This window comes from Acrocarpospora macrocephala, from assembly GCF_009687865.1.
GTDB classification, from domain to species: Bacteria; Actinomycetota; Actinomycetes; order Streptosporangiales; family Streptosporangiaceae; genus Acrocarpospora; species Acrocarpospora macrocephala.
The window spans coordinates 39046-60655 of record NZ_BLAE01000073.1 but is presented as its reverse complement, the minus strand read 5'-3'; the positions used below and the strand labels follow the sequence as shown (position 1 = coordinate 60655).

15 protein-coding genes are annotated in these 21610 nt (G+C 67.8%); 5 read left to right on the top strand and 10 right to left on the bottom strand.

Going from position 1 to position 21610, the window contains the following annotated elements; all coding sequences use genetic code 11:
• Nucleotides 1-13: 13 nt before the first annotated feature.
• On the bottom strand, nucleotides 14-1495 hold the full coding sequence (locus tag Amac_RS44290; RefSeq protein WP_170322971.1) for an IS4 family transposase: 1482 nt from the start codon (nucleotides 1493-1495) through the stop codon (nucleotides 14-16).
• 290 nt (nucleotides 1496-1785) lie between these two features.
• On the opposite strand from Amac_RS44290, the gene Amac_RS44285 reads away from it, so the two are divergent.
• The 4 genes from Amac_RS44285 (at nucleotide 1786) to Amac_RS44270 (ending at nucleotide 4316) form a co-directional block, all read left to right on the top strand.
• A complete protein-coding gene (locus Amac_RS44285; protein ID WP_155360451.1) occupies nucleotides 1786-2154 on the top strand; it encodes a BlaI/MecI/CopY family transcriptional regulator in 369 nt (122 codons plus the stop codon).
• Entirely contained in the window at nucleotides 2151-3101 is a 951-nt protein-coding gene (locus Amac_RS44280) for a M56 family metallopeptidase (RefSeq protein ID WP_155360450.1), read from the top strand. Before Amac_RS44285 ends, Amac_RS44280 begins: the two co-directional genes overlap by 4 nt.
• Nucleotides 3102-3185: 84 nt before the next feature.
• Nucleotides 3186-3608 carry a DUF6153 family protein gene (locus tag Amac_RS44275; protein ID WP_155360449.1) on the top strand — a complete coding sequence of 141 codons (423 nt, stop codon included), beginning with the start codon at nucleotides 3186-3188 and terminating at the stop codon, nucleotides 3606-3608.
• 87 nt (nucleotides 3609-3695) lie between these two features.
• Nucleotides 3696-4316 carry a DUF305 domain-containing protein gene (locus Amac_RS44270; RefSeq protein ID WP_174900301.1) on the top strand — a complete coding sequence of 207 codons (621 nt, stop codon included), beginning with the start codon at nucleotides 3696-3698 and terminating at the stop codon, nucleotides 4314-4316.
• Nucleotides 4317-4365: 49 nt separating this feature from the next.
• Here the strand turns inward: Amac_RS44270 and Amac_RS44265 are convergent, their stop codons facing one another.
• On the bottom strand, nucleotides 4366-6621 hold the full coding sequence (locus tag Amac_RS44265) for a helix-turn-helix domain-containing protein (RefSeq protein WP_155360448.1): 2256 nt from the start codon (nucleotides 6619-6621) through the stop codon (nucleotides 4366-4368).
• Between the two features lie 98 nt (nucleotides 6622-6719).
• Here Amac_RS44265 and Amac_RS44260 point away from each other — a divergent pair, with 98 nt between their 5' ends.
• Nucleotides 6720-9431 carry a tetratricopeptide repeat protein gene (locus Amac_RS44260; RefSeq protein ID WP_170322969.1) on the top strand — a complete coding sequence of 904 codons (2712 nt, stop codon included), beginning with the start codon at nucleotides 6720-6722 and terminating at the stop codon, nucleotides 9429-9431.
• A 3-nt stretch (nucleotides 9432-9434) separates the two neighbouring features.
• Here the strand turns inward: Amac_RS44260 and Amac_RS44255 are convergent, their stop codons facing one another.
• From Amac_RS44255 to Amac_RS44220, 8 genes are all read right to left on the bottom strand, one after another.
• Nucleotides 9435-13256, bottom strand: coding sequence for an NACHT and WD repeat domain-containing protein (locus Amac_RS44255; protein ID WP_246269091.1), 3822 nt, complete (start codon nucleotides 13254-13256; stop codon nucleotides 9435-9437).
• 133 nt (nucleotides 13257-13389) lie between these two features.
• Nucleotides 13390-15906, bottom strand: coding sequence for an ATP-binding cassette domain-containing protein (locus Amac_RS44250; RefSeq protein ID WP_155360445.1), 2517 nt, complete (start codon nucleotides 15904-15906; stop codon nucleotides 13390-13392).
• A complete protein-coding gene (locus Amac_RS44245) occupies nucleotides 15906-17123 on the bottom strand; it encodes an OmpA family protein (protein WP_155360444.1) in 1218 nt (405 codons plus the stop codon). The genes Amac_RS44250 and Amac_RS44245 overlap by 1 nt, the downstream gene beginning before the upstream one ends.
• 15 nt (nucleotides 17124-17138) lie before the next feature.
• Nucleotides 17139-17993, bottom strand: a complete 855-nt coding sequence (locus Amac_RS44240; RefSeq protein WP_155360443.1) for a hypothetical protein — start codon at nucleotides 17991-17993, stop codon at nucleotides 17139-17141.
• A gap of 13 nt (nucleotides 17994-18006) precedes the next feature.
• A complete protein-coding gene (locus Amac_RS44235; protein WP_155360442.1) occupies nucleotides 18007-18462 on the bottom strand; it encodes a hypothetical protein in 456 nt (151 codons plus the stop codon).
• The gene (locus Amac_RS44230) at nucleotides 18462-19715 is read right to left on the bottom strand and encodes a prolipoprotein diacylglyceryl transferase (RefSeq protein ID WP_155360441.1); all 1254 of its coding nucleotides are present in this window, start codon (nucleotides 19713-19715) and stop codon (nucleotides 18462-18464) included. Before Amac_RS44230 ends, Amac_RS44235 begins: the two co-directional genes overlap by 1 nt.
• A gap of 283 nt (nucleotides 19716-19998) precedes the next feature.
• Entirely contained in the window at nucleotides 19999-21201 is a 1203-nt protein-coding gene (locus Amac_RS44225; RefSeq protein WP_155360440.1) for an NAD(P)/FAD-dependent oxidoreductase, read from the bottom strand.
• Nucleotides 21198-21506: a 2Fe-2S iron-sulfur cluster-binding protein gene (locus tag Amac_RS44220; protein ID WP_281356407.1), complete on the bottom strand. Its 309-nt coding sequence runs from the start codon at nucleotides 21504-21506 to the stop codon at nucleotides 21198-21200. The genes Amac_RS44225 and Amac_RS44220 overlap by 4 nt, the downstream gene beginning before the upstream one ends.
• Between the last annotated feature and the right edge of the window lie 104 nt (nucleotides 21507-21610).

Genomic DNA, 21610 nt, shown 5'->3' with positions numbered 1-21610 from the left:
CAACGCCGGTGAGTTAAGCCGAAGATACTGGCGGTTTTCGTGTGGTGATCTTGTAGGCGACCCGGCCAGGCGGGGTCCGCTGGAGGGCCCGTGTGAAGGCGGGCGTGCCCTTGAGTTCATGAGGTTTGGCTCGGGCGCGTCGTTGGAGTAAGGGCTGTCCCCAGACTTCCTCGAAGACGTCGCGCAGGAGACGGCCGGGTGCGGCGATCTCCCCAATACTGCGGGCCAGCGCCCGCAGGGTGACGGTGAAGGAGACCCGGTCAGGATCGAGGTTGGTCTGGTCGGGGTGGGCTCGAGCGGCTCGGCACCGCGTAATCTGGACGAGCTGATAGACGATCAACAGCGCATAGAGTTCTTGCGCCACCCCATTCGGGCTCTTCGAGCGCAGGATGTGCTGGCGACCGCGCAGGTAGGTCTTTAGGTCCGCATAGCCGGTCTCGCTTTCCCACCTTTCGTGGTAAAGCTCCGCGATCTTCTCGGCCGGCGCCACCGCCGGATCCAGCAAGGTGGTGATCAGCAAGTAGGACTCGACGCGGGGCTCGCCCTGCTCGGGAACGACGGTGATGACGGCTTCGACGACTCGGATCCGCAGTCCCCTGGCCTGACGCTTCTTCAGGCCCAAGCGGGGGCAATGCCCACCGCCAGCCCGGTGCCGGTCGCCCTTGCTTGGCAGGTTCGCTGCGGGTAACACCGACAAATACGAGCCGTCGGGCAACTCGGCGAGCACCGGCAAGCGGCGATTGTTCTGGGCGCGGAAGATTAAGTCGGCGCCGGCCGCGATCACCTGTGCGACCTGGGGGTACCCGGAGAAGTAGCGGTCAGCCAAGACCAGCATCCCCGGCCGCAGCGCCCCCAGGCCAACCAGCTTGCCAAGGAGCGTCAACTCACCGGTGGCGAAGGGACCCCACACGGCGTCCACGATCGTCCGGGTCCCGCAGGCGATCAGGGTGAGCAGCCGGATCTTCGGGAAGGGACCGGTCGCTCCTTTCCCGTTTCGTGGCGGTGCCCCGAAGGCGGCTCGGTTGGCCGCGGTGTCGGCCACGTTCAGGCTGGTGCCATCCACCGAGACCTTCAGCAGGGCCAGTTCGAGGCCGAACATCGACATGCCCGGCTCGCTAGGGTCGGCGTGCGGCCCGCGCAAGCGCCTGAACAATGCCTTGAGCGGTTCCCGACCCAGGCGCCCACGGGCCTTGACCGCCGCCGAGACTGTCGGAATGCGCCAAAGACCGACGCGCAGATGGTGTCGAAGCTGCCGGAACAGTACCCGCAGCACCTCGGCGTATCCCTGTCCAGGGCAAAACCACAAGGCCAGGGTGAAGTACAAGGCGATCCGCGCGGGTAGCGCCCGCACTCGTTGCTGCTGTCGCCCACATTCGGCGATTACTTCATCGATCAATTGCGCCGGCAACAGATCCGGCACCGCCCCCAAACCGAGACGGTCCAAGGGGTGCTCGCCAGATAAGGACAGCAACGGTATGGCAGGGGTGGCACCCACGGTGGCAGCATGGCCAGGCAACGAGGTCTCCAGGGCGATGGTTCTCTTGGTCGAAGCCAGTCTCCCGCGGGGACCTTGTTGCTTATCTAGATCCTTAACTCACCGGCGTTGGCCCAAGTCTCACCGACACAGCCACTACTATTTCTCCTCGTATTCCCGACTTGGGCGAATAGTACAGAAGATCGCAGAGCTGAATCGGCTGTTCGCCTGATCGCAGGTGTAACCGTCAGTCGGCGCAGCTACGATGCTCGATAGCATTCCGAGAGCGGAGGCAGGGGGTGTGGCAGGCGATGCGTGGTCTGGGAGACCTGGAATCAGTGATCATGGACCGGCTGTGGGCCTCCCGCCGGCCGGCGTCGGTGCGGACCGTGCTCGAAGAGCTGCGCAGGGAGCGGGAGATCGCCTACACCACCGTCATGACGGTGATGGACAACCTCCACACCAAGGGGCTGCTCCGTCGCAAGCCGGTCGGCCGGGCGTACGTCTATGAGCCGGTGGCCAGCAAGGAGGCCTACACCGCCCAGCTGATGCGAGAAGCCCTCGCCTCGGGTGGTAACCAGGCGGCCACGCTGGTCCACTTCCTGGAACGGCTCACCCCCGAGGAAGCGGCCGCTCTGGAGGCTGCCCTCCAGGTGTACCCGCCGCAGGGCCGCTCATGATCGTCCCCCTTGTTCTCGCCGGGTACGCCGCCGCGGCGGTGATCGTGCTGCCTCGCCTGCTGAGCTGGGGGGAATGGGCCGAACGTGCCCCCCGCCTGGCACTGGGGGTATGGCTGGCCTCCTGCGCGTCGGCGGTGGCTTCGGCGATACTGGCCGCGCTGGCGGCCGCGGTGCCGCCTTCGGTGGTCGCCCACGGGCTGGCGGGTTTCTTTCAGGCCTGTGCCGCCATGTTCTCCCACGGCGCCGTCCCGGCATTCCCTGGATTGCTCGCCGCTCTGGCCGGTGCCGGACTGATCGCGGCCAGGTTGACGTACTGCACGGCGGCGGTGCTGGTCATGGCCGGGCGTGAACGACGTGAGCACAGCGACATGCTGAATCTCCTCGGCCGTCATGACGGCGAGTTGGACGCGGTCGTCCTCGACCACGAGGTGCCTGCCGCCTACTGCCTTCCCGGCCGGCAAGGACGCGCGGTCATCACGACCGGCGCGATCCAATCTCTGCCTCCCGAGCAGGTGGCCGCCGTTCTCGCTCATGAGCAGGCCCACCTGCGAGGCCGCCACCATCTGGTCATCGCGATCGTCGAGGCGCTGGTGCGGGCGTTTCCGCGGCTTCCCCTGTTCATTCGGGCCAGGAGCGAAGTGGTGCGCCTGGTCGAGTTGCTCGCCGATGACGTCGCGGCCCGCCGCCACGCTCGCATCCACATCGCGGGCGCGCTGGTACGGCTGGCCACCGGACGGGCACCGGCTTTCATGCTGGGCGCGGGCGGCGAGACGGCACTGACCCGAGTGCGCCGCATGCTCAGTCCCGCCAGCCCGTTGGGCCGGCGCGAACGCCTGGCGGGCTTGGCGGCCATCGGCGCCCTGCTCCTGGGCCCGGCGATCGTGGCCGCCTTCCCTGGTGTGACGGCGTTGCTGGCCCATCACTGCCATCATCTGTCGATCTTCTAGTTCGCGGCACGCGCCGGGAATCGTCCGGTACTCTCAGGAGAAGCAACCTACTAAGTCAGATAGTAGGCGATCGTCAGGGGAGCGATGGACGGCCAGGCCGCTCGGCGTCTAGAAGCGTCGCGCTGGCTGCTGCTCCTCGCGCTGGTCCTGGGCGTCTTGGGGATGCACACGCTCGGGCACATCGACGCCGAGCATGCTCACGCGGAGCTACCCCCAGTATCCGAGCATGCCGTCAATCCTCACGGATTCCTGGAAGCACCTGTCCTCGCCGGGCCACCAGCGGATGGCATTTCTGTGGCTGGCGGCCAGGTGCCGGGGCCGGATCCCACCTCGGTGTGCGTGGCCGTGCTGACCGTGCTCGCGCTGCTGCTCGGCTTGCCGTCGACCTGGTCACGGCTGGCCACTGGGATCGCGGCGGCCAGCGGTACATCGGGTCCGTTGGCCGCCCGGCCACCGCCGGAGAGAACCGCTCTCCGCTTGGCACGTCTTTCGGTTCTGCGTATTTAGGCCGACTCGATGGCGGGCGCTTACAGGCGTCTGCCCGTACATGGCCGAAATAACAGGATTCACGAACCGGAAAGAGACCACATAGTCATGTTCATCAACCGTTCCGACCTGCGCGGTCTCGCGCTGTCCGCCACGGCGGGCGCCAGTGCCCTCGTCCTGCTCACCGCCTGCGGGGCTGATGAGGGATCGATGGCTGAACCCGGAGCGACCAGCGCTCCGCCGGCAACCGCGTCCCCCCAGTCCACGGTCACCGTCAACGACGCCGATGTGCAGTTCGCGCAGATGATGATCCCGCACCACGAGCAGGCGGTCGAAATGGCCAAGCTCGCCGCGACCCAGGCCGCCGACCCGGAGGTCAAGGACCTGGCGGCGAAGATCGAAGCCGCGCAGGATCCGGAGATCAAGACCATGACCGGCTGGCTGTCGGCATGGGGCAAGCCCGCTGTCCCCGAAGGAGGGCACAGCGGACACAGCATGCCCGGGATGATGACCGAGGAGGACATGGTCAAGCTTCAGACCGCTCGGGGCACGGAGTTCGACGAGCTGTTCGCCGAAATGATGATCGCCCATCACCAGGGCGCGATCCAGATGGCGGTCGAAGAACAGGGCTACGGCAAGAACCCGCGGGCGATCGAGCTCGCCAAGACGATTCAGACGAGCCAGCAGGCAGAGATCGACCAGATGGAGAAGCTGCTCCAGCGCCTCTGACGTGAGGACCGGCCGGATGCCGGGGAAGCGGTTCCTGGCATCCGGCACCTCAATTCGCGACCGGAATCTCGCGGTTGCCGGCGGAGAGGCGGCGGCGGATTTTCTCGGCCTCCGGGGCCTGGAGAGCCGCGTAGTGGCGCAGTGCCCGCTCCCAGTGGTGCGTCGCGGTGGCGCGGTCTCCCTGATCCGCGGCGAGGTTGCCGAGTTGTCCGTGCGCGCGTGCCTCCTCGTACGAGCTGCCGCAGGACTGGCTGTGCTCGAGGCCTTGGAGGTGCCAATGCCGGGCATTCTTCAGGTCGCCCAGGCGGTGGTAGGTCTCGCCCAGGCAGTTCTCCGCCATGGCGGCGTCCAGATGAAGTCCGAGTTCGGTGAACACGCGCAGGGCTCGATGAAGATGCTCGATCGCCTCGGTGAAACGGGCCAGCTCCACCTCGACCAAGGCGATACTGCGCAGAGTGATGGCCACGTTCCGGAGCATTCCCATCCGTTCGTAGAAGGCCAGGGCGTTCTTGTTCTCCAGCAGTGCCGCGCCGTGGTCGCCGCGGTAGTAGAGCACGGCGGCATGGTTGGCCAGCGCATTGCTCTCCCCGAACTCGTCGCCGAGTTCGCGGAAGATTTCCAGCGCGCTCTGATAGTGCTGTTCCGCGGCGTCGAATGAGCCCCGCTCCAGCAGGGCGAGACCCAGATTGTTGAGCGTCCTGGCCTCGGCGTGCCGGTTTCCCGAGTGTCGTGCCGCGGCGATCGCGAGGGTATGGGTCTGGATCCAGTCGTCCCACTGCTTGGTGAGGAAGAAATAGCCACGCAGCAGGTATGCGATCTCCCAGCAGAAGGCGTCGAGGTTCAGCTCGACCGCCGCGCGGCAGAGTGCGACCAGGTTCGTCCGTTCAGTTTCGGCCCATGCCAGGGCCTGCTGATAGCCGGCCAGGGCCGGGGTCGCCGGTGGCTTGTCGACGATGGCCGAGGGCGGCAGGTAGCGATGGGGTGTGATGACCCGGTCAGCCTGGACCAAGGTGGCCAGGGAGAAGACGAGCAGCCGTTGGACCGCCGCCCGTTGTTCCTGCTCGGGGATCACCGATCGGGCGAGCCTGCGGGCATGGAGGCCGACGAGATCGTGGAAGTGGTAGCGGCCGGCCGAGTCCTCGATCACCAGGTTGGCCCGGAGCAGCCGGTCCAGGTCGCGTTCCGCCTCGGGCACGCTCAGGTCGGCGAGGGCCGCTACGGCGTACGCGTCCCAGTCCGCGGCAGGATGCAGGCCGAGCAGCGCGAAGACGCGCCGTGGCCGGGCGGGCAGGCCCTCGTGGGAGACCGTGAAAGCGGACGTGACGCTGCGCTCGCCGTCATCGAGTTCGTCGAGCCGGCTGTGCCGGTCGGCGACGCGAGCGCTCAGGTCCGCCAGCTTCCGGGTGCTGCCGCCGCGGCATCGAGCCGCGATGATGCGGACCGCGAGGGGCAGGCGCCCGCAGGCTTCGACGATCTTCCCGATCATCTCCTCCCGGTCCGGCGCGTCCTGACCGGCCACCGAACGGAACAGGGCCGTGGCCTCGGCCGTGGGGAGCGTGTCCAGGGTGAGATGGCACGCGTCGTCCAGCGAGGGGAGGCGGTCCCGGCTGGTGATCAGCACGCGGCAGTCCGGCGTGGCCGGCAGCAGGGGGCGTACCTGGTCCGCGCTCACGGCATTGTCCAGCACGATGATCATATTTTTCCCGATGAGCCGATCGCGGTACAGCGCGGCGCGGTCGTCGACATGATCGGGGATCTGCTCTCCGGGTACGCCCAAGCGGCGAAGCAGCCGGTCGAGCGCGTCCGCGGGGGTGACCGGAGGAACTGTCGGGCTGTAGCCGTGCAGGTCGAGGAACAGGCATCCGCCGGGGAAGCTCCGCTCGATCCGATATGCCACACGAGTCACGAAAGCGGTCTTGCCGACGCCCGCCATACCGGACACAACCACTATGTTTGGGATAACCGGGGTATTCCGCTCAAAGCGGAGGATCGAAATGACCCGCCGAAGCTCCTCGGCCCGTCCGGTGAAGTGGACGGAATCCGGAGGTAGCCCGGAGAAGGGCTTTGGATCTTTAGGATTCTCCTTGGCCGGTTGGAGATCGACGAGCGCGGCCAGGGCGCCGTCCGTGCCCAGCGCGTTGTCGCAGGCCCAGGCCAGCTTGAGATTGGCCGGCCTGGCGCCGGATTCAATCTTGCTCAGATATCCCTTGCTGTAGTGGATCAATTTCCCCAGTTCGGCCAGTGACAAGCCCGCGGCCTCCCGCACTCGCCGCAACTCATTACCGAATGCCGGATGACCTTCCATAGTGGGCCTTCCAACGCCACCGTACGGACCGAAAACCCAAAATCCTCTTAAAATAGATTATGACCCCAAAAGGCAGTAAGCCGCCGTACGACGTCTTCATGTCTCTGGCCGGTTGTGATCGGGAGCCTGTTCGAAAGCTCTGCCGCGAGCTGGAAAAGGATCTCAGTGTCTTCATCGACGAAGACGGCTTGGGGTACTTCGCCAGCATCTCGGCCGGACTCGAGCAGGCGCTGCGTTCGTCCAAGACCCTGGTGGCGTACTACTCGGCGGCCTACGCGGTCAGACCCGCCTGCCAGTGGGAACTCACCTCGGCGTTCCTCGCGGGTCAACGGGAGGGAAACCCCGCCGGCCGGATCATCGTGATCAATCCCGAGGAGGAGACCGATCACATTCTGCCGGTGGAAGTCGCGGACGCCCGGTTCGCGCTCGCGCCGACCACGGCGGAAGAAGTGCGCCGGCTCGCGGATCGGATCCGGTCCTGGGTCGCCGCGATCTCCGGGCACATCGGCGACGTCCCCTTCCACGACCGCCCGCGCTGGTACGGCAGGCCCCCAGGCCAGGCCGGCTTTCACGGCCGCTACCGGGAACAGTGGCTGCTGCACAGCGCGCTGCACGGCAGCGATCTCGCGATCACCGAGCCCACCTGCGGTCCGGTCGCGGCTGTGGCCGGAGCCGCGGGCATGGGAAAGACCTCGCTGGTCGCCGCGTACGCCTGGCAGTACGGCGCCGCCTTCCGAGGCGGTGTCCACTGGCTGCGCCTGACGGGCGCCACCGAGCGGGACGCGCTCGCCAGATACGCCGTCGAGCTGCGGGCGATCGCCGACATGCTGGGACTTGACTACGCCGGAGCCGATCAGAGCCGGCTGTCGCACATCCTCGCCGAGTATCTCGCCGCCAGGCCGGAGCCGAGCCTGTGGGTGATCGACGACGTCCCGCCCGATCTGGCTCCAGAGGTGGCCGACCAGCTGCTCATCCCGGCCGAGCAGCGGATCCGGACCGTGCTCATCTCGCGTAGCCTCGCCTACGGGCTGACCACGCGCGAGAATCCGTACGGGAGAGCTGTCACCAGCATCGAAGTCGGCCCGCTGACCTCAGCCGACGGGCGCCTGCTGCTGAGCGGTTACCGCCCCGCCACGGATTCCGGCGAGGTCGAGGCGCTGGACCGGATCGTGGGACGCCTGGGCGGCAACGCGTACGCCGCCGCGCTGGCCGGACTGGAGCTCCGCGATCAGCAAGGGCTGATTTCCTACCAGGACTACGCCGACCGGCTGATGACCGACCATACGGTGCCGGAGCCGGTCACAGCCATGTTCCATGACGCGGTGCTCGCCCTGGACGACACGCAGCGGCTCATCATCGAGGTCGCGCTGACGGTCGCGCCGGCCCCGCTGCCAGCCCGCTTGATCGACTCGGCGGCCCGTTCGCTGCGCCCCGAGGCGACGGTGGCCACCGCGCTGGAAGGTCTCCGGCGGCGCTTGCTCGCCACCCGCACGGGCTCCTCCTGGCAGATCCATCCGCTGGTGCTGGACGCGGCGCGGCGCTACCTCCAACCGCTCCAATCCCAAGCCGAGCTCGCGATGGCACGCGCGCTGACCACGCTGGCGGCCGAGACCGATCGGAGCGAGTTGCTGCCGCACGCGGACGTCCTGGCCGGGCGCGCCGAACTACCCGCTGAACTGACGGAAGCTCTCCTGCGGCTGCTCGCCGACCACTACGAGTCGTGTGGGGAGGCGGTGTCCTCCGCGCGGTACCGCGACCGGCTGATCGAGGGCCGGCCGGATGATCCGGACCTGGCCCTGGCCGCGGCTCGCGCGCACTATGAGGCGGGCGCCTACGACATGGCGATCGCCCGCGCCACGCGCGTGCGGGGCCGGCAGGCCCTGCTCATCCACGCCGCGTCCCTGGACGCCCTGGGCCGGTTCGCCGAGGCCGAGCCGTACTGGGCTGACCTGCTCAGCGCCCCGCCCGAGCTCGCGACCGGACTGGCCCATCTGCGCGGTCTGCGGCTACGCGGGCGGCTCCGCGACGCCGAACGCGAGGCCAGGAACCTGCTGGCCCGGCATGCGGTCGAGGCGGACGGGCTCCAGCAGGCGCGGCTGGAACTGGCCCGGGTACGGCTGGCGCTCGGCGACTCGCCCGGCGCCCGCGCGCTGGCGGAGTCCGTGATCGGGCACTACCGGGACCTGGATCTGCCGCACCACAGCCGGTGCTCGGAGGCCCAGGAGGTCCTGGCCGAGGCGCTGCTCACCCCGCACCTGACCGACCTGCGTCCCGATCACAGCGGCTGGGAACGCGCGGAGCGGTCGCTCCGCCGGCTCGGCGACGAGTACCGCCGCAGCCACGGCGAATATCACCTGGTGACCTTGGGCGCGGCCGTGGGCCTGGGCTACGCGCTGGTCTCGCGCGGCGAGCCGGAGCGGGGACGCGCCGAACTCACCCGCACGATCGCGTTGCTCCGGCGGCACGCGGGCAACCGGCATCCCCTGCTCCTGCGCGCCATGTTTCTGCTGGGGCAGACGTTCGAGCAGACCGGCGACTGGGAATCAGCGCGCGGCCTTTTCGCCCAGGCACTGGACGGACAGCTCGCCGTGCTCGGTCCCGGGCATCCGCACACGGCCGAGACCCGCCAGGAGTACGGCGTGGCCCTCAAGCTGACGGGCGACACCCGAGCCGCGGCGCAGATGTTCGCCGCGAGCCGGCGGGCAGCGGCTGACGCGGTCGGCCGTTTCACCGACCTCTATATGCGCGCGGGCATCTCCACGGCTCTGGTCCACTTGCCCACCTGGATGTGGCGGAAGCTGGGTGAGTGACCGTCAGCCCCCCAGGCTGCACGGCGGGTTGTACGGCAGGCCGGGGGCGTCGGGGGACGACGGGTCCGACACGTAATCCTGCCATTCGCGCACGGTGATCGGGTCACCGCTGATCGCGCAGATGTACGCGGCGACGGCGTCGAAATCGAGGTTGTACAACCGCACGGTGCCGTCCATCCCCGCAGCGGCCAGCGCCCTGCCCTTCGGGGCGAAGGCCACGGAGAAGACGGTGCCGCTAGGTCCGGACAGCACCGCGACCGTGCTCGGCGCCCCGCCGGCGGGCACCTGCCAGACCGGCACGGTTCCGTCGGAGGCGGCCCCGGCGAGCAGCCGATCCGGGCCGAACGCCACGGCCTGCACCTGCCCCTTCGGCCCGATGGAGAGGTCCTTGCCGAGCTGGCGCGGAGAGCTAGGATCCGTGACATCCCACAGCCGCACCCAGTGGTTGAGCGGCGCGGCCATCACCCGCCCGTCGTCGCTGAATGCCACGTGGTTGAAGGTGTACTTCGAGTTGCTTGGCGCGACGGCGATGGCTTCGGGTTTCGCGGGATCCCGCACATTCCACAGGAGAATGCTCTGGTGGGACGCCGCGGCCAGAGTACGGCCATCCGGGGTGAAAGCGAGGGATATCACCCCGCCCGGAGCCTCCAGCTTGCCGAGAAGCCGGATGTTCGCCGGATCACGGGTGTCCCACAGTTGCACGCCGCCCATCCTGCTGCCCGCAGCCAGCACCGTGCCCTCCGGGTTGAATGCCACCGCGTCGATGACGCCGCTCAGATTGCTCGCCGGGACCACCGGATCGCCGGGGTGCTTCGCGTTCCACAACGCGACGGTCCCGTCATTGCGGCCGGCCGCGAGCCACCCGGTCGAGCTGTAAGCGAGCGTTCCCACCAGATGCGGATCAGAGAGCTGGCCTTGCGCTGGAGGCCCTTGAGCCGGGCTTCCGGCAATCGCGGGATCCCAGAGCCGGATCGGCTCTCCCGGCTTCGCCGTCCGCCACAGGCGCACTTTCGTGTCGCCGGACGCGGCCGCGAGTGACTCACCGCTGGGGTCGAAGGCCAGCGTGAAGATCGGGCTCGACCCGCTCAGCACTGGACCGGGCAGCGTCCAGAGCCGTACCACGCCGTCCGCGCCGCCCGACGCCAGCTGGCCGTCCACCTCTTGCGCGACGGAGGTGACGACGTCGGGGTGGGGCAGTTCGGCGACGATCTGCCGGGTCGCGAGGTCCCACATGTAGACGTGCGTGTCGGCGGATCCGGCGATCAGGCCGCGGCCGTCCGGGGTGAAGGACACGGAGTACACCCAGCTCGTCGGACCGGTCAACGGCTCGCGCATGGGCGCCGGCTTGGAGTCGGTGAGATCCCACAGCCAGACCTTGTCGTCCGTCCCTCCTGCGGCGAGCATCCGCCCGTCCTTGCTGAACGCGACCGACCATAACGCTGTGCCCGGTCCGCCCAGGGAGGATCCGACCTGGTCGCCGGAGATATCCCAGCGCCAGACCAGCCCGTCTTCCCCGACCGCTGCGATCGTGTGGCCGTCCGGGCTGAACCTGACAGAGTTCAGCGCGACGGCGCGCGTCGCGTCCGCCGGTCGTTGTAGCGTCGTGGGCCGGTCGAGCCGATCCCGGCGCCAGAGCCGTACCTGGCCATCGGAGCCGGCTGCCGCGAGCATCCGCCCGTCCTGGCCGAACGCGACCGAGTTGACCGCAAGCGGTGATCCGGTCTGAGCCGTCCCCGCGGCGACGGGATGCGCCGGATCCTGGAGGTCCCATAGCCGGACCACGCCGTCTCCGCTGCCGCTGGCCAAATAGCGCTTGGCGGGGTCGAAGGCGAGCGTGGTCACGTTGGGTGTGCCGTTGTCGATGGGCGTGCCGATCAGGACCGGACGCCCGGGCTGGGCCAGGTCCCACAGCCAGATCTTGCCGTCTTCCCCGCCGGCGGCGACGATGCCACGCCCGAGCGCGACCGCGTGGGTGAGCCCGCCAGGGCCCACCATCCGCGTCACCGCCGGGGCGGCGGACGCGTCCAGCACGCGAGACCTGGCGGCCTCGGTGTCGGCGATCCGCCGGGAGACGAGGCTGAACTGCGCGGCCAGCGCGGGATCCGTCCCATACAGGGCCCCGGCGCGGGTCGCCATCAGCTGTGACTCCGCCAGCGCGCCTTTATGGCTGGCCTGCGCACCTTGCTTGATCGCCTCATTCCGCTCGCGGAAGGCGACCCATCCCGCGCTCGTCGCGACGATGGAGAGGGTGGTGAGCAGGCTCACCGCCGAGCGCAGGATGCGCCGCCGCGACCGCTCCCTGCGGGAGCTCGCGCGCAGGAATTCCCGCTCCAGCGGAGTGAGCGCATGGCCGCGCGCCTCGGCCCACTCCACGGCGCCGCGCAGGACGACGCCCTGATACAGCGCGTCTGACGCGTGCTCGTGCTGTGCCCATTTGTGCGTGGCCACGGTGAGGTCCTGGGCGATGATCAGGCCGATCCGGTCGCTGTCGATCCACGCGCGCAGCCGCGGCCACTCCCTGATCAGCGCGTCGTGGCTGATCTGCATGCCCTTGTCGTCCCGCGTGACGAAACGCTGGTCGACGAACTCCTCCAGCGCGTCATTGAGTTCGTCTGGGGTCACTCCCGGATAGCTGGGAATCTCGTTGAGCAGGAGCCTGCGCCGGACTACCGGGCCTTCGCTCGTGACATGAATCATGCGGAGGAAAAGGTCCCGGATCACGGCCTGCTGGGCGGAGTTCAGCTGATCGTAGGCTTGGTCGGCCGCGTCCTTGACCGCGCCGGCGAGACCTCCGGCGGCGAGGTAATCGGTCACGGTCACCTCCCCTGGCGAGGGGTTGCGATTCCAAGCCATGCGGAGCGCGTGCGACAGCAGCGGCAGCGTGCCGTCCTCGTGCCCTGCCTCGGTGTTGGTGGGATGCGCGAGTTCGTCGAGAAGCATGGTGATCAGTTCGGGCTGGATCCTGCGTCCCGCCTTCTGGGCGGGCTCCTCGATCGCCTCGCGGAGTTCGTCCCGGTTCATCGGCACCATGCCGAACAGCGGGCCGTTCAGCAGCGGCAGCATCGCGTCCGGCCAGAACAGGTGGGGCAGGAAGTCGGACCGCACCCCCAGCACGATCACGGCCCCGTCCTTGGCCATATCGCTCAGCCGGTTGATGAGGGCTGCCCGATTGGGGTCCGCGATTCCGGTGGCGTAGACGTCCTCGAACTGATCGATGATCAGCAGGAGGTTTTCGTACGGCTTACCGCCACCTGTCCGGGGCGACTCGGCCAGTTCCGCGACCAACCGCTCCCTCGGTGTGTGGGATGTCACGGTCCAGGTAGGCCCGAGCGCGGGAATCAGACCCGCGTGCAGCAGGGAGGATTTCCCCGACCCGGACGGCCCCACCACCGGAATCAGTCCGCCGCCCGCCGCCCGCAGTCCGGTGACTCGCGTGACCAGCTCCTGCGTGAGTCTCGCCCGGCCCATGAAGAGCTCGGCGTCCGCCGCTACGAAGCTCGTGAACCCGGGAAAGGGGCAAGGCACCGGATTCCATCGAGAGGCGCGTTCCCGGGCGTTCTTCCACGCGGTCCGAAGCTCCGGATCGGTGACGTCGCAGGTGTCCAGGATCACGTCCAGCGCCTGGGATTTGGGGACGGATATCCCCTTGAACCAACTGTCGATCGCTGTTTTCGTCCGGCCGTGGATGGAGTCCCGCTTTATAAGCTCGTCTGCGATCGCCCGCAGCGTCATGCCCTCCGGAAACAGCCGACGTAACGCGGCACCGAATTCCGGCCTGCTCTTGATCGTGTTCAGGGTGTCGAGATCAACCTCGTTCGCTCGCATGCGCACCCGCCCCGTCCTTCAGGACCCGCAATCAGCCCTGTCACGCCAGATCGCTTTCTGGCGTCATCTTGGTGCCCGGGGAGACGGTCCGGATGGTTGCCTTGTTGCCTATCTGGTGCGGAAACCAGGAAACTCATCGGTCCGGCGTGGTGAGGCGGTGCCGCAGCAGCACTGTCGCGATCGCGAGGAAGGTCGCGGACATGACGCCCAACATGGCCAGGTCGAAGAGCCACTGGCCGGCGGTGTGCCGCCACAGCGCGTCGGGGGCGGCGCCGGGCCCGATTCCGCGCAGGTCGATTGAGGCGGCGGCCGCGGCCAAACCCCAGCGAGCCGGGAGCAGCGCGGCGAACACGCTCGCCACCGGCTCATCCGAGAGGTTCTTCGTGACCCCGTTGAACACGATCTGCGCGATGGTGAGGAACGTGACCACATTGACGGCCTGCTTCAGCGTTTTCACCGCCGCGGAGATCAGCAGCCCAAGCGACATGGCGGTGATCGTCATCGCCCCGAGATCACACCACAGTTCGACCACGGGACTGAACATCACGGAGTGGACCGGACCTGGCCGTATCCGGGTAAATCCCCACACGATCACCAGCGCCTGCGCCATGGCGATCACCGCGTAGACCAGCCACTTGGACAGCGTGACCGATGCGGTCCGCACGCCGGTCCGATGCTCGCGCCGGAGGATCGGAAACTCGGTGACCAGGTCGCTGTAGGTCAACGCCTGCCCCGTCAACATGCTGAAGGTGACGAGCAGATTCAGCGACCCGGCACTGGACGTCGCCCCCGCGCCCAGGCCCTTCGCGTCGCCCGCCAGCGCGGTGAGCACCGCGCCGCCGAACGGCACGGCCCACAGCCAGACGCGGCTCCACACCCTCCTGACCCAGTCGGAGATCGTCGGCGTCTCGCGGCTCCTGGCAGTGCCGCGAGCCGCCACGAGCGCGGCCTGCCTGGCGATCAGCACCGGCAGCTGATGGGCGAGCACCGCCGGCGCACCCCGCTTCCTGCGGACCAAGGCGGCGGCAGCGGAGCCCGCCCGGGCCTGTCGGGCCGCGTCCCGGACTGTAGCCGCCGAACTCGCCGCGTACGCCTCCGCCTTGGGCCGCGGGTCGGCCCGGATGCCGTCCATGACGTCGGCGTGATCGGCTCCGCCCAGCGCGGGGCACAACCCGTCCGGGGGCCCGGAATAGACGGGGCGTCCCTCCTCGGCCACCGCCAGCACCTGCTGAGCGATCGACAAATGGTTAGGCCAGTGCGTGATGATGATCACCGCGTGGTCGGCCGCCGCGTAGTCCCGCAGCGCCGCCATGACCTCTCGATCCAGACCGACGTCCAGTCCCGAGGTCGGCTCGTCCAGCATGAGCAGCGAAGGCTCCGCCAGCAGCTCCAAAGCGATCGACACACGCTTCCGCTGCCCGCCCGACAGCTGGCTGGGCGGCTTGTCGAGTTCCTTCTCGATGCGAAGCTGCCGGCAGACCTCGGCGATGCGCGCGTCGCTGCCCGCGCGTCCGGCGGCGCGGAGCCGGTAGGCGTAGCGCAGCAGGCTGCGGGTGCTCAACGTCGTGTGCAGGTCGTCATGCTGCGGCACGAAGCCGAGCTGCTCGCGGATCTGGCCGCTGTGCTTACGAAGATCCAGACCTCGGAAGTAGACCTCCCCTGAGGCGATCGGGAGCTCTCCCAGCAGAGCCCAGAACAGTGAAGTCTTCCCGGCTCCCGACGGCCCCACGATCGCCAGCAGGTCCCCGGCGTGCTGAACGAACGACATTCTCGTCAGCCGGGGCTTGTCCTTGAACTTGGCGTCCACCTCGGACACGATCAGGTCGCAGCGGCGCGCGGTCAGCGTGACCTCGTCGGCGTCGCGCGCGGGCACCGCGCCCAGCGGGATCTCCCGCAAGGCGTCCCCGCCGTCCAGCAGCCAGTAGCGGAACGCGCCCACATCGAAGTGCCCGCCCGGCCGTAACACCGCGTTTCGCGCGATCCGCCCATCGATGTAGGGCCCGTGACCATAACCGAAGCCACGCACGCGTACCCCATCCGCCGCGCGCTCCAGCCGGAAGTGACGGGGCGCCAGACCGGGAGTGGGGAGGACCTCGTCGGCGGGGGGAGCTGCGGACCCGAACACGGTCACCGGCCGGAGAGAGATCACGCGCCCGCGTAGCGTGACCTTTCCCGATCCAGGTCCGGTCGGGCCCGCAGCTGTGCGGGACGGATCGTCATAGGGGGCGAGAGGGAGCGGAAACGCCCAGCTAGGCCGGTCCAGCCGGTCCTTCGTCATCGCGTCGTTGACCCACACGCCGTGCCGGTGCCAGCGCACCAGCGAACGGCGATAGGCGGCGATGCGCATGCTCGTGTGTTCGTAGATCCGCAAGGCCCTGATCCGGGCGGCGCCGAGGCCTCGGTTCTCACGTCGACCGCCGTCGACCTCCTGGTCATCCCACTCCGCCAGCAGGTGAAGGTGCTCGTGGTGGAGCGCGTCCTGCGCGCGATGGACCAGCATGTCCACATGTCCCGTGCTGACCGGGCGCGGGGGAGCGCCCTGCGGAGGCCGGGCGGGAATGCCCGCCCGGCCATCCCGCCACCCCTGATACCAGTCAGACATCCGGGCGAACGGCCCATAGCCGATCGCCGGCAGCCGGCGCGGGATCATCAGGGCTCGCAGACCAGTTCGGCGATGACCTTGCGGTTCTGCTCGGCCGCCGCGGACAGCATCTCGCCGTTGGGCCCGTGGTCCTCCTTGAAGCCGGGGAAATGGGTGCCCACACCCGTGGAGGAGATCCTCTCCCTGGGTACGCCCATGTCGTTGACGAGGGCGTTCTCCACCGCTTTCGCGCGATCATTTGAGAGCTGGATCCGGCCGGCCTCGGTCCCGAAGTTGGCCGACGTTCCAGTGAGCCGAAGATGTTGCCGAGGGTCGCTGAGAAGAGCCGCGGCCAGCTCTTTCAAGGTGGCCCTGGCACCCCTCGGATTCCGGAACACATCCTGGTTCGGCAGGAAGCCGACATTGTTGTTGTCCGCCAGATCGACCGTGGAACACGGGGGCGGTTGGGTCGGCGGAGGCGGCGGAGGCGGCGGATTGACCACGCTGACCGATGGGACTCCGGTCCGCGCGTCTTGCGTGGTGGCCTGGGAATCGACGTCTACGCAAGCGCCGCCCGCTTTCGCGATCCCCCGCCAGAGGGCCACGATGTTGGCTCGGTACGCCTCGAGTTTGGCTTGCGGGAGGGCCGTGTCGCCCAAGCCGGAGAACAGCACCTGGCGTCCTTTGGCATCGGGCAACAACTTGATCTGCTTGACGTAGTCCACCAGATCAGCCGGCTCTACGGTCAGCATGCCGTCGCCCTGGAAGTTGAGCGGCGCCACGGTCTGCACGCCCGAATCGACCACGATGACCGTGCCTTTCGCGGGCACCGCACGCACACCCAGCCGGAACGCAGATAAAACGTCGGCCTCGGGCTGCACCGCGCCCACCGGCAGCCAAGGGGAAGGGGGCGTGCCACGCAGCACCAAGCGGATTTCCCCGAGGAAACGGTTCGACTCGTCCCTGCGGCCCTGGTTATTTTGTGCGGTGTGTTTGAGCTGTTTCTGGAAGACGATCCTCGGGTTTCCATCGATCCGCACGATCGTGACGAGCTGACCGTTGTCCGCGGCGGCGGAGACGAGTTCATGCGCTTTCGCGGGTAGCTGTGGTTCGGGGCTGTTGGCCCGAGCTCCGATAACGAGGGCGACCGGCGCGTTGTAGTTGTAGGCGCACTGATAGCCGTCCGGGTTGGGGGAAGCCACACTTTCCGTGCAACCGGTGGCCGCCATCGATACGGCGGCCACTGCCAGCAGCCCGGTGACCTTGCGCGGATGAGGCGTTTTCATTTCCCTTTTCCCTTGTCACGGGCCGGTGGGGGGACGGTTCTGGAACAGCGATCCGGTGACCACCGGATCTTGCGCGCGGATCGCCACGAGCAGCTTGGCCAGCTCTTTGAGTTGCCGCCCGTAGGCCCGGCGCGACTCAAGGGCCTGCTCGTAGATCGCCAGGCTGGCCGCCTGTTGCGTGCCGATGGCCAGCATTTGCTCCTTGGCCAGCGCGAGGCTGGCCGCCGAACTCGCGGCCTCCCGCGTACGTTTGCGCCGGGCCCGCAGCGTCTCGCGCGCGCCCGCGCGTAACGGATTGTGGGTCAGGTAGGCGCCGATGATCGCGACGACTCCGGTGACCAGGTAGAGCGCCAGGAAGAACACGGCGCTCGCGAAGGCGGTGTCGTGATCTGAGTCGGTCGTCAGCGTGGTGTCCAGCAACAATGGGGAGCTCCCGGCCGTCTGCGGCACCCAGAGCCGTACGAGGAATGCGGTGAGGCCAAGCCCCGCCCAGGCCATCAGGCAGAAGTACGCGGCCATCCGCCGGGCAATCGGATTCCTGGCCTTGACCTCGCGGAACAGGACCCCGGACATGTGGGTGACGAACAGCGCCATCGCGATGAACCCGGTGACGAGGATGCCCGCCTGCCAGTCCGTCAGCTCCGGCTGTGCGCGCTCCACGACAGGAAGGAACTGCCCGAGATCGGCCAGCGCGGCAAGGAAGAGGGCGATCAAGTAGCGGAGAGTCGCCTTTGAGTGGCCGGCGAGCAAGGCGGGATCCTCGTAGCCCGTGCCCCGCCGGGACGGGCGTTCGGGAAATTGCGGTCTGCTGGGGATCATTCCCCGCTCCGGCTCGCCTGGGTTGGGCGGGAGGCGATGCTCTGTCGTCATTCTCGATCTCCTTTCAGTGATCTGAAGCGCCGTCGCCGAGCAGGCGGCGCACGACGATTTCGGCCGCCTGGTTTATCTGCTGAAGATTCCGCACGTTGTCTTCGTGAATTGCGCTCCACCACGCGAAATCGGCCACCGCGGCACCTGCTTTGCCGAGGGCTGCGGATTGTCCGAGATAGAGCTGATAACTGACCTGGAGCTCGGTGATCAGCTGGTCGGTCAACGCGTCGATGAAGGTGTCGAAGATCGGACCAGTGCCCTCGTCCACCCCATCCGGGGCCAAGCGCTCGATCAGTTGCGCGAGGTACGTGTGCAGGCTGGCCGCATCAATGGGGGGAGCCTGGAACAGCGGCACTTCCGGCGAGTCGGCAGCGCGCTTGGACCGGCGGCCCCAGCTGAACCATCCAGGCTTGCTCCGCCAGGAAGCCGCACGCCAACGCGGCTTTGCTTGGCTCAATGAGACTTCCATCAAATCACCCTCTTCTCGACCGCTCGCTGCGGTTCCAGCACCCAGCTGGGCACTTCGGGCTGTGCGGGACGGTAGTAATTCAGCGCGGCGCCGTACGGATGAGACCTGGTCAGATAGAGCCAGTAGACGTTCTCGCGCGTTCGCGCATGCGCGTAAATACGGAGGACGCGCAGCTGATATGCCTCCTGGCAGATTCTGATCTTCTCCGCCAGTCGCCGAATTTTGCCGCGCGATTTGTTCAGACTCCGGCGCACCTCGTGGAAAGGTCCCTGAGCTTTCTTCAGTTCATTCGCGAGCTCTCGCTGCCGGCGCCGGACGATGAGTTCATCGGGCAGCCCGTCCTCGCCGATTCGGCGTGGGGGAAACACGCCCAGCGCGATGTCGTCATTCAGGCTCTCGATCCGCTTCCTGATGAGGTTGAGCTGAGACTCGAGGAAGGCCTCTCTCGCCACGGCCTCTTCGATTTCCCCCTGGATTTCGGCGAGATCTTCCCGGAGCTTGTCGCAATGAATCTGGCAGTCGATCCACTCGCTGGCGGCCTGCTCGTCAGCACGGGAACGCAGATAGCAGACCCAGAATGTGCGCAGCTCGAAATCTCCGGCAGACCCACAGCCGAAGCCATTCACAGCGGTGGGGGCCTCATCCACGATGATGTGCAGGTCAGCCGGACCTTCGATTCTGGTAATCGAAGCCGTGCCTTCAGGCTCAGCGTCATCCCGAGCATCGCTTTCAGGCTCGGCGTCATCCCGGGCATTGCTTTCAGGCTCGGTGTCATCCCGGGCATTGCTTTCAGGCTCGGTGTCATCCCGGGCATTGCTTTCACGCTCGGCGTCATCCTGAGCGCTGCTTTCAGGCTCGATGTCATCCCGAGCGCCGCTTTCAGGTTCGGCGTCCCGGGCACCCTCACCATCGAGATCCGTGGCTTCGTGGACCACGTCATGAGGTTGCGCAGGGTTCGTGTCGTCAGGTCCCGCGCTGCCGGTGTCCTCACGCGGCCCCGCCTGGCCGCCCGCGCTCATGCCCGTACCGAGTTGCTGCCTGCCGTAGGGCGGATCAACTTCGGCCGTTTCCTGAGCGCCGAACTCGACACCGGGAGCGAACCGCACGGTCGACCCAACGTGCATATACCGCAGGTCGGGCAGCACCGGGGTTTCGAGCTCTCCGTCCCGGCGTCCGTTGAGCATGTCGAGCAATCGCGCCATGGGCCCGTAGAACACAGGCCGCTTGTGCTTGCGCAGGTAGGGATGCGTCACAGGTCCACTCCCCAGGTGAGGTCACGTCAGCCCCGTCAGACCGGTTCGCGGAAATCACTTCTGCGGACGGTCCGGCGTCGTACTTGAGTCCCACCTTGAGAGGGCCGTGAGCTGGAGGTCGAGGCCCACGGGGTAGCTAAGGACAGAACAGGACAAGCTCAGGACAGAACAGGACAAGCTCAGGACAAGACCGGACACGGCTAGCGGGGCTGCGGCTAGTCGTGGTCACCGCCAACTCGGCTGTGGTCCGTTGAATAGCCTGTAGCCGACGGGCTCGTCGACCTCATGGTTTCTGTCCGGGGCGGATTACGCTTCCGCGCTGGATAGCTTTCCGGCCAGCCGCGAAACGTGCCGGGTCGTTAACGCATTGGACAGCCACCAGCGTGGCCCCTTGGTGGAACACGATTGAGAAACTCCCGGACAACGGATCTCCCTGAACATCCGCAGTCGCCCCTGGAGAGGGCATACCGGCCATCTGCAGCCGGATATCCCCGATAACTGACCAGAACCACGGCACGGACGGCGGCGGAGGCTCCACCCCGGCAAGGGTCGCCGCTCCGACTCGAGCCTGCGTGACGGCGTTGTTGACCGACTCCAGGCGAAGCCCTAAGGGATTGAAGAGCGAACGTTCGGGCTGCGTGCAGTCGCCTGCGGCAACCGTGCGATTGTCGCTGGCGAGATTCCGGCCGTCGACCACGATGCCAGGAGCGCAGGCGAGGCCCAGCGACTCCGCGATCTCGGTCCGGGGAGTCGCGCCGACCCCGGCGACGACGAGATCAGCCGACACGGTGGTGCCATCGCCGAGCAGCACCTCGGTCGCCCTGCCGGGAGAGTCGAGCACGGCAACCGGCTGCACACCGCACCGCAGGTCGATACCGCGGTTGAGCAACGCCCCCTCGACGTACCGGGAGATGCGCTGATCGACGGCGCGGGCCAGGACCGTCTTCGCCACCTCGAGAACGGTCACGCTCTTCCCCAGCGCCGTCATCGCCGCGGCCAGCTCGAGCCCGATGAACCCGCCACCGATGACGGCGACTCGCCGGACCCGAGGGGATCTCGCGGCGTTCCCGAGCCGACGCGCGTGCGCCAGATCTCGGAGATAGTGGACGGCCGGGCTGTCGGCGCCGGGCAGGTCGAGCACCCGGCTGCAGGCGCCTGTCGTGAGCGCGAGATGGGTGAAGGCCCAGGTCCTTCCCGTCGAGTCCCGCGCCTCGCCGCCGCCCGCGTCCCTTCGGACCGAAACGATGCGATGGCCGTCCAGCAGTGTGATCCCGCGGCTCTCCAGGAACTCTCCCGATCGAAAAACCGTGGGCGCCACGGACTCGGCGAGCAGGAATTCCTTGGACAGCGGCGGCCGCTGATAAGGAAGCCCCTTCTCGGCACCGGCCAGCAGGACGGATCCCTCGAAGCCGAACGCACGAAGGCTCTCAGCGAGCTGGAGACCAGCCTGACCCGCCCCGATCACCAGGGCCCGTTGAGAGCTCATTGCGCGGGTGGCACTTCGATCTCGACCCCGTCTCGCGGGGGTTCGATGAACAGCTGGCAGCCGAGGCGGGACGAATCACGCCTCGGGGCGGCGGTCCCCTCGAGCATGGCGTCCTCGAGGTCGCCCAATGGCGGCAGTCCGTCCAAGGTGCCGACCACGTAGACGTGGCAGGACGCACAGGACAGGAAGCCCCCGCACTCACCGACGATGCCTTCGATGCCATGGGCGATGGCGTTCGACATCACGGACTCGCCCGGTTGGATGTCGGTCACCTGGCGATGCCCGTTTGCTTGGACGTAGATCACCCTTGGGATGACAACTCCTCAATGTCAGTGGCGGTCCAACCGGCCGTCATGGGCGGGCGGTCCGCACACTACCTTCGCCGGACAGAGCTTTGCAAACGATTGAA

Bases quoted from the DNA above. Each gene is read 5' to 3' on its own strand.
- Amac_RS44285 (WP_155360451.1), top strand. From the start codon at position 1,786: ATGCGTGGTCTGGGAGACCTGGAATCAGTGATCATGGACCGGCTGTGG.
- Amac_RS44280 (WP_155360450.1), top strand. From the start codon at position 2,151: ATGATCGTCCCCCTTGTTCTCGCCGGGTACGCCGCCGCGGCGGTGATC.
- Amac_RS44275 (WP_155360449.1), top strand. From the start codon at position 3,186: ATGGACGGCCAGGCCGCTCGGCGTCTAGAAGCGTCGCGCTGGCTGCTG.
- Amac_RS44270 (WP_174900301.1), top strand. From the start codon at position 3,696: ATGTTCATCAACCGTTCCGACCTGCGCGGTCTCGCGCTGTCCGCCACG.
- Amac_RS44265 (WP_155360448.1), bottom strand. From the start codon at position 6,621: ATGGAAGGTCATCCGGCATTCGGTAATGAGTTGCGGCGAGTGCGGGAG.
- Amac_RS44260 (WP_170322969.1), top strand. From the start codon at position 6,720: ATGTCTCTGGCCGGTTGTGATCGGGAGCCTGTTCGAAAGCTCTGCCGC.
- Amac_RS44255 (WP_246269091.1), bottom strand. From the start codon at position 13,256: ATGCGAGCGAACGAGGTTGATCTCGACACCCTGAACACGATCAAGAGC.
- Amac_RS44250 (WP_155360445.1), bottom strand. From the start codon at position 15,906: ATGATCCCGCGCCGGCTGCCGGCGATCGGCTATGGGCCGTTCGCCCGG.
- Amac_RS44245 (WP_155360444.1), bottom strand. From the start codon at position 17,123: ATGAAAACGCCTCATCCGCGCAAGGTCACCGGGCTGCTGGCAGTGGCC.
- Amac_RS44240 (WP_155360443.1), bottom strand. From the start codon at position 17,993: ATGACGACAGAGCATCGCCTCCCGCCCAACCCAGGCGAGCCGGAGCGG.
- Amac_RS44235 (WP_155360442.1), bottom strand. From the start codon at position 18,462: ATGGAAGTCTCATTGAGCCAAGCAAAGCCGCGTTGGCGTGCGGCTTCC.
- Amac_RS44225 (WP_155360440.1), bottom strand. From the start codon at position 21,201: ATGAGCTCTCAACGGGCCCTGGTGATCGGGGCGGGTCAGGCTGGTCTC.